Source organism: Vibrio glycogenivorans (genome assembly GCF_051660965.1).
Taxonomy (GTDB): domain Bacteria; phylum Pseudomonadota; class Gammaproteobacteria; order Enterobacterales; family Vibrionaceae; genus Vibrio.
In genome coordinates, this window is record NZ_JBPVIS010000028.1 from 1 (window position 1) to 7,005 (window position 7,005).

Here is a 7,005-nt window from a genome sequence, read left to right on the forward strand (position 1 = left end):
TCGAGTGTTTCTACAATCCCAGACGAAATCATGGTACTAATGGTGGACTGTCACCAAATGACTATGAAAGACAGTATTTTCAGGAGCTTGAGAGTGTATAGAGTTCTGGGGTCTTACCAGGGTAGAGGTATTGCCACACCAACAGCAGCATTTCGCTCAAGACATCGGACAGTATAACTTGAGCAAGGGCGTAAAGTTCCACTCAGGTAATGACCATGATGATATTGTTTTAAATGACTACGCCAGTATCAAGACGTTAAGTAATACTAGCTGGCTTACAAATCATACAATTACCTCTTACATGAACCAATACGGCAGCAGTGGAAAGCTATCGGTTTGGGTTGAGGTCTCCGCAGGCGATCCGTTAACGGGGGCAAGATTGCCCACTCAAGTGCACCTATGCGACAGCAACGTAAAACTCTCAGCTTGTGTTGAGGACCCTGTAAGCGTTTTGGCCAGCGCAAACGCGCACTCAATCATACATATCGACTCTTTGCCTAACGGGTATGGTTACGGTCCCGACTGTGGCCCCATTCGTGGACCGTTTACCAATCCAATTGACCCAATCTATCCCGTACCACTAGGCCCGATGCCATACCCGGTTTACTAATACATTTGCGGCCGTGATGGCCCCGACATCACGTCTCCTTAACGAGCAACCACTTTATTCCCGTTGCCTACCAGTAACGGGGGAGTCTCTGCACCGCCGTCTAGACCCTAGTTACGGCATCAGGTTATGTTATCGACCGCAGAAAAGGGGGCGTAGAAGTCAGGATGATAGAAGTATCTGCTTTTTTGCAGAATATATACCATGAAAGACTCAGTGTGAAAAAGGACTTAGACAATGAAAAAGCTCATCAAAGTGTTATCACTTCTTGCCCCTTACCGCTCTCTTTTAGCTCTACTCGTGGTATGGCTCCTCTCCGTAGATATTGGTCCAAACGGTATTGAAACTGATACCGACAGACTAGAGCTACTTCTTAAATATGCATTAATCGCATCTTGATGAGATGGATGTGCGCCACGCATCAAGCGCACATCCATTCTGTTTCCAGCCTTCCCCGCATCAAACATAGCCCAAGGATAATTCGGGAGCAGCCCAGGACCGGACAAGATTGCAGTACTGCAATTTTGTTGGCCGATGTAAAGGCCCATAAGAGGCAGTGCGTTTGATGGCTGCATAACTCATTTCTGCCCCAAAACGTGTTGTCCCCGATAGAACCACATCCACTCTTAGCTCATAATCACATAATCAAAACTTATATATGAGGCAAGAGGCACTAAGTATCCTCCCTTGAACCGAATACGTTATAGTGACTAAAACTCGTCTACCATCACGGAATCAAACGGAGAACAAGGTGCTAACTAAAGAAGATATCATAGGTCAGCTTGGACGCCTCAACATAGCAAACAAAGTTGTATGCCTTCACTCCTCATTTAGATCTTTTGGCGATGTTCAAGGCGGCCCACAAACAATTATCGATGCCTTTTTGGAGAGCGGCTGTACCTTGGTTTGCCCTACCTTCTTTTATTTAGCTCAGACCTACCCAGCACGTATAAACTACCTTAACAATGGTATCGACTACGAATCGGTACTTGAAATGCGCTCTGTAAACTATACGGGTGCTCCATCTCAAATAGAGCCGACGATGGGAGTAATTCCAAAGTTGCTTTTGGGTATTGAATACACCGCTCGGACACAGCACCCAACGAACTCGTTTGCTATTACAGGTAAAGACAAAGCCTTGCTGCTCGCAAATCAGAGCCCACTTAATGTTTACTCCGCTTATAAAGCCATTTACAGCGGAAATCTGCCAGCGGTAGTGATACTTGCTGGAGTCAATTTTAAAGCCTGCACACCGATCCACTATGCTGAAGAACTTGCTGGGAAAGGTTTATTTCGGCGCTGGGCTGTACAAAACGGTCAAGTAGTCGAAACCGAAGAAGGAAGCTGCTCAGATGGTTTTGAAAGTCTAAGGCCTTATGTTAGCGAGATTGAAAGTGAAATTAAAATTGGCAATAGCTTAGTAAGGGTTTACGACTTTCACCGCTTTGTAAATACCATTGCTGACGTTATCGTCCGTGATCCTAGTATTACTCACTGTGGGACCGTGAACTGTCATCGGTGCAACGATATGGTGCGCGGTGGAAGAAGCAAAGCGTAATCGCCATCGTGCGACAATTTAAGATAGGCTTTGAACAGGGAATGCTCTTGTCTTTTCCCTACCTAGCCTCAAACGAAAGCGACCCTACTTTGACAAACCCAAACGTACGAATGTCCAAAGAATTGTTGATGGGGTATGAAACACGAAAATGCCCCAAGACGTGTTTAGAACACAGAAACCATTATGAGCTTAATTTTATTGGCTCAGTACCTTCTTCATCGAGAAGCCTTTTCTGTTCACATAAAAACTCGCCACTCAAGTTCAGGTAATACTCAGGTTTTTTATTTTGCTGGAAAATATCTGAAACGGCGGTAATTCCTCTAGTTTTCCCTGATAGTGCATGGGCAGTACTTGAGCTATATATTAGGAAATCTTCAAGCTTTCTGAGGTTTTCTAGGTGTAAACCTGAGTGTTCGGGAAAAGAGAATTTCAGAAACAATGCTTTGGAAGCGATATGCAGTAACATTATTGAATTTTGCTTAAACACATTAATTTTATTGATCATTTCAGTTGTCAAACAGCCATCAATCTGTGCGTTGTCAAACTGATCGTCGATCAACTTAATCGAAGATGTGAGCGATTCCCTAACCTTGCTATTCAACCCATTTGGCTCGTAACTTCCAACACCGTTTGAGGGGTATGTTTTGCAATAGAACGCATCAAAATTATCGAACTCAAAACCATAGCTTTCGATGGTTTCTTTTACATACCGCCGATGTTCAAAAAACAGTACTGACTTGTCGCGATGAAGCTTTTGTTTTGAGGTGTGTATATGGTTTATCAATCCAGCAAGAGGAAACACCATCGCGAGCACACCAAGAGGTAGTTTTGATATCTCCCAAAAGTAATCATATCCATCTTTGGTGAAACTAAATTTGAGGTTCTCATTGATAGCAACGGCTAAATATAGAAGTAGGCATAATAGAAGTGGTACCGCAATAGCAGCAAAAAACAAAGGGACTCTATACAGAGGTGTTTCTGGGTTGATACAAAAAAGCCTAGCAGAGTTCGATTTTATCTTATTCAGCATATCACACCAGTAGAGTTAACATTTTCAATAACTTCAGGTTATTACTATACATTTTTGCTACATAGCTGTTAATCCACAATTAGCAAAATGAACGAAGTTCCTGACACACTTTTGTCCAGAACTTTGCTGGCTGGCACCGTGACGGCCGTTGAGGGCTAACTCGGGTGACACACCGAATCAAACAGCCTAGATGTCCCCAAACCCGCCTTCCCCGCATCAAACATAGCCCAAGGATAATTCGGGAGCAGCCCAGGACCGGACAAAATTGCAGTACTGCAATTTTGTTGGCCGATGTAAAGGCCCATAAGAGGCAGTGCGTTTGATGGCTGCATAACTCATTTCTGCCCCATTTTTTTTATCGACTTAAAATCACTAGCACGCGCCTGTCGTGTTTCCCCAAGATTTTTTAATGGATAAAACACACAAAAAACAGCCCACCAATCAATATTATTTGAGATGTCTCATAACACTATAGGTGAGGGGCTGTTATGTGTTACTTATTGATATTTAATAACTTTAACCTTTAAAGGTTGATCTAAATCACACCGCTAATACGCAATAATATTATCTGCAACCAAATGTACAACTTTGTAAGTTATCATTACATCTCCTTAACCTGACCTTCTGTTGGGTTTAGTTGTGGATAGTTAATGTCGTGAGACACTATTCGTTGTAGTAACCAAGGAAGGCCATGGAACGGTGGTTTTAATCCCACTGGCAGTATTCATGTTTGAGCCCCGAAGCGACAAGGAAGGCGCAAATGGCATTGAAGGGATATCACCGACCTCTAACTCCATTCTGCCGACAGCATCAAAAATGAAGCGCATCTCTCTGCTACGTCACCTTGCCGCCTTAAATCAGACAAACCCCATTGGGGAACTCTGAGAACAAGCATCTCTGGTGCGAGTTCGAGGCTCCTGCCGGAGATTGAATTAAATTAAGGATAAAGGTGAAGATTATGAAAACTAAATCGACTTTAGCGTTATTTGCAGCGGCAGCACTCTTCACAGGCGCTGCGGTTGCTGAGGAAGTTCGTACTCCAGTTGCTCAAGAGGACTACCGAGATTATATGGTAGGCCTTAAGATAAATTTGGTTAACGGTTTTGGGACAGTGACCTGTGGTGGTGCGCTATTGGGTGAGAATTACATTCTTACTGCGACTCACTGTATGGTTGGGTGGGATGAAAACCCAATTGAAATTACGCAGGGTCTAAGTCGCAGTAACCCTGTCGCTAAGCACTACCGAAATGTAGTGCATATTCCATCCAACTCAGGAAATTCTGAGGCTGATGCCGTGCAACTAGAATGGTCGTACCATGATTCTGTGGTTGAGCCAGAGTGGAGTAGTAATGGCTTTGCAGGTGATCTGTATGTCCATAACTCACATCTGTACAGTGACAGTGTTATTGAGCGCTATCGTAGTTATGGTGATGATTTCATGGGCCATTACATCCAGAAAGATCTGAGTTTATTGAAGTTGGATGAGCCTATTGTACATGCGGACTCTGCGATGGTATTCCAGACCTTTAACGGTGTTGACGACCACCTGCAGTTGGGTGATGAATTCACCTTCCGTGGGTGGGGGACTCTAGATTCTACGGGCACCACGTCTGATGTTTTGATGGAATTCACTTCAATTCTGATGATGAAACCTCATGTTGTCTACGAGTGGGTTGATACGGGATACTTGGATATTATGGGTGACCCATTGAAAGTTCCCGAGCCATGTACTCTGGAATCAGAAAAGTGTTACTACAACCCTGGGCACAAGAACCTTTACTACAATGAAGAGGTTTCTGTTAAGCCCGGCGATTCTGGTACGCCACTTGTTCACAATGGTGCAATCATCGGTGTGATCAGCTCAAATACCATGGGCGCGCAAGACGGTTCGAAACTTCGAAGTGAAGTGATCAGTTTTGATGCGTACACCGATTGGTTTGTTCGTGCCATTGATGGTCTTTTGTTCCCATCAGAAGTGAGCATTGACATTGATGAATCTAACTCTGCGACATTTGTTATTCAAAACTTTTCTAAAGGGACGGTTGATACTTACCTGAATAGCGAAAGTATTGATGGTGTTTTCACGGTAGTTGAAGATTGTGGCCTTCTAGCTTCAAAAGATGGCTGCCATGTGACAATTGAGGTTTCAAGTGATTTCGAACTTGATAATTCAATTCAAACATACGCTATTCAATTAACAGATGTTGAATTCATTCAACTCAGTCTTACTGGTAGTGTCCAAGGTAAACCAGGTACACCAATCCTTCCACCTGAAGGTGGTGACGATGGTTCTAATAACGGTACTGACAAAGATGAAGAAGAGCCAGAAGAAGAGCTGAAGCCGGGTACGCCTGGCGAAGGTAATAACGGAAGTAGTGGCGGCTCAAGCGGCTCTAAATCAGGTGGCTCTATGTCATTCGGCCTGCTGACAGTGCTAGCAGTTTTAAGTATAAGACAGTTCAAGTTTAAGAAATAACTTTTTGGGGAGTGCTTTGCGCTCCCTTCTTCCATCAGCGGCGGTTCCCCCCTTGTAAAGAGCATTATCAGCGGATATCTTCACTGTCATCACTTTGCCATACTATAGATAATTCGATAATCGCAGAATTAAGTATTTGCCCTAACAAGGTTTTGTCCAAAAATAATTTACAACCCTTGGTAATCACAATGTGATCACCAAGCAATTCTGTCGTATGTTAATTACCAAGCGACTTTGTCGTTAAGCTAACTACCAAGGGAAAGTGACGGAACAGATTAGCGTACCTTTTAAAGTAATCAAAACCAGCTTTAAAGGGTGCTAAGGATGTTCTACATGGATTCAAAATCTCAGTTTACTGTCGATATCATTAGCAAAGTCATTGATGGCAAAATCACTATCCATAGCGCGACTCAATTGCTGCAGAAATCACGAAGAACCGTTGAACGTTACTTGAGCCGGTATCGCAAAGAAGGTATTCGATTCGTGATTCATGGTAATACGGGTCGTGCTCCCATCAATAAAATCCCTGAGTCACTCAAGAAGGAGGTCCAGCGCCTCATTCAAATCAAGTACTACGACTTCAATCTTCAACACCTCTCAGAGCTTCTGGAGAAGAATGAGGGGCTGTCGATTAAGCGTGAGACCTTGCGCTCTTGGGCGCACGATATTCACCATGTCAAACGCGCTAAGCGCCGCCGTAGCCGAGTTCGAAAGTATCGTCAGCGGATGCCTTCACCTGGGCTGATGCTGCAAATGGATGGTAGTCCGCATCGCTGGTTCGGTAATGAGCGCTCGTGCTTAATCGCTATCGTTGATGATGCGACCAGTGATATCCATGCGCAGTTCTTTCGCTCTGAAACCACTGAAGGCTGCATGAAAGTGATGCGTGCGTACATCGAAAAGCGTGGGGTGTTTAAGACGTTGTATGTGGATAGAGCCGGTATCTTTGGCGGTCCCAAACGCAGTAACTTCTCGCAAATGCAACGGGCTTGTGAGGAGCTCGGTATCGAGATTATCTTCGCTAACTCACCGCAAGGTAAAGGGCGGATAGAACGCGCCTTCGACACCTTCCAGGACCGCCTCGTGCCGGAGCTGCGGCTGAACAACATCACCGATATGGACGGCGCTAATCGCTATTTACACGAGGAGTTTATTCCCAATTACTGGGTTAAGAATGTCATGGTGATGGCCGCCAGTTCAAGCACCGCGTTTAAACCCGTGCCGCCTGACTTGGACCTCAATAGTATCTGTGTGCAGAAAGAGTATCGTACGATACGCCGCGACCACACCTTCAGCTTCGATAGCAAAATGTACGTCATCGACTCGCCAGTGCG

General features: G+C 44.5%; 6 protein-coding genes. 5 read left to right on the plus strand and 1 reads right to left on the minus strand.

Features of this window, described 5'->3' with window-relative positions:
* Positions 1–130 precede the first annotated feature (130 nt).
* The 3 genes from ACSTTG_RS24060 (at position 131) to ACSTTG_RS24070 (ending at position 2,165) form a co-directional block, all read left to right on the plus strand.
* Entirely contained in the window at positions 131–610 is a 480-nt protein-coding gene (locus tag ACSTTG_RS24060; protein ID WP_438476606.1) for a hypothetical protein, read from the plus strand.
* A 234-nt stretch (positions 611–844) separates the two neighbouring features.
* Positions 845–1,006, plus strand: a complete 162-nt coding sequence (locus tag ACSTTG_RS24065) for a hypothetical protein (RefSeq protein WP_438476607.1) — start codon at positions 845–847, stop codon at positions 1,004–1,006.
* A gap of 352 nt (positions 1,007–1,358) precedes the next feature.
* Positions 1,359–2,165, plus strand: a complete 807-nt coding sequence (locus tag ACSTTG_RS24070) for an AAC(3) family N-acetyltransferase (protein ID WP_438476608.1) — start codon at positions 1,359–1,361, stop codon at positions 2,163–2,165.
* Positions 2,166–2,346: 181 nt separating this feature from the next.
* Here the strand turns inward: ACSTTG_RS24070 and ACSTTG_RS24075 are convergent, their stop codons facing one another.
* Positions 2,347–3,195, minus strand: coding sequence for a hypothetical protein (locus tag ACSTTG_RS24075; protein WP_438476609.1), 849 nt, complete (start codon positions 3,193–3,195; stop codon positions 2,347–2,349).
* Between the two features lie 958 nt (positions 3,196–4,153).
* Between ACSTTG_RS24075 and ACSTTG_RS24080 the strand changes: the two genes are divergently transcribed.
* The gene (locus tag ACSTTG_RS24080; RefSeq protein ID WP_438476610.1) at positions 4,154–5,671 is read left to right on the plus strand and encodes a trypsin-like serine protease; all 1,518 of its coding nucleotides are present in this window, start codon (positions 4,154–4,156) and stop codon (positions 5,669–5,671) included.
* 324 nt (positions 5,672–5,995) lie between these two features.
* Positions 5,996–7,005 (plus strand): ISNCY family transposase (locus ACSTTG_RS24085; protein WP_438476611.1); only part of this gene is annotated, 1,010 nt, incomplete at its 3' end.

What these genes read in the sequence shown, in the direction of transcription:
- ACSTTG_RS24065 (WP_438476607.1), top strand. Translation starts at nt 845, where the DNA reads ATGAAAAAGCTCATCAAAGTGTTATCACTTCTTGCCCCTTACCGCTCT.
- ACSTTG_RS24075 (WP_438476609.1), bottom strand. Translation starts at nt 3,195, where the DNA reads ATGCTGAATAAGATAAAATCGAACTCTGCTAGGCTTTTTTGTATCAAC.
- ACSTTG_RS24080 (WP_438476610.1), top strand. Translation starts at nt 4,154, where the DNA reads ATGAAAACTAAATCGACTTTAGCGTTATTTGCAGCGGCAGCACTCTTC.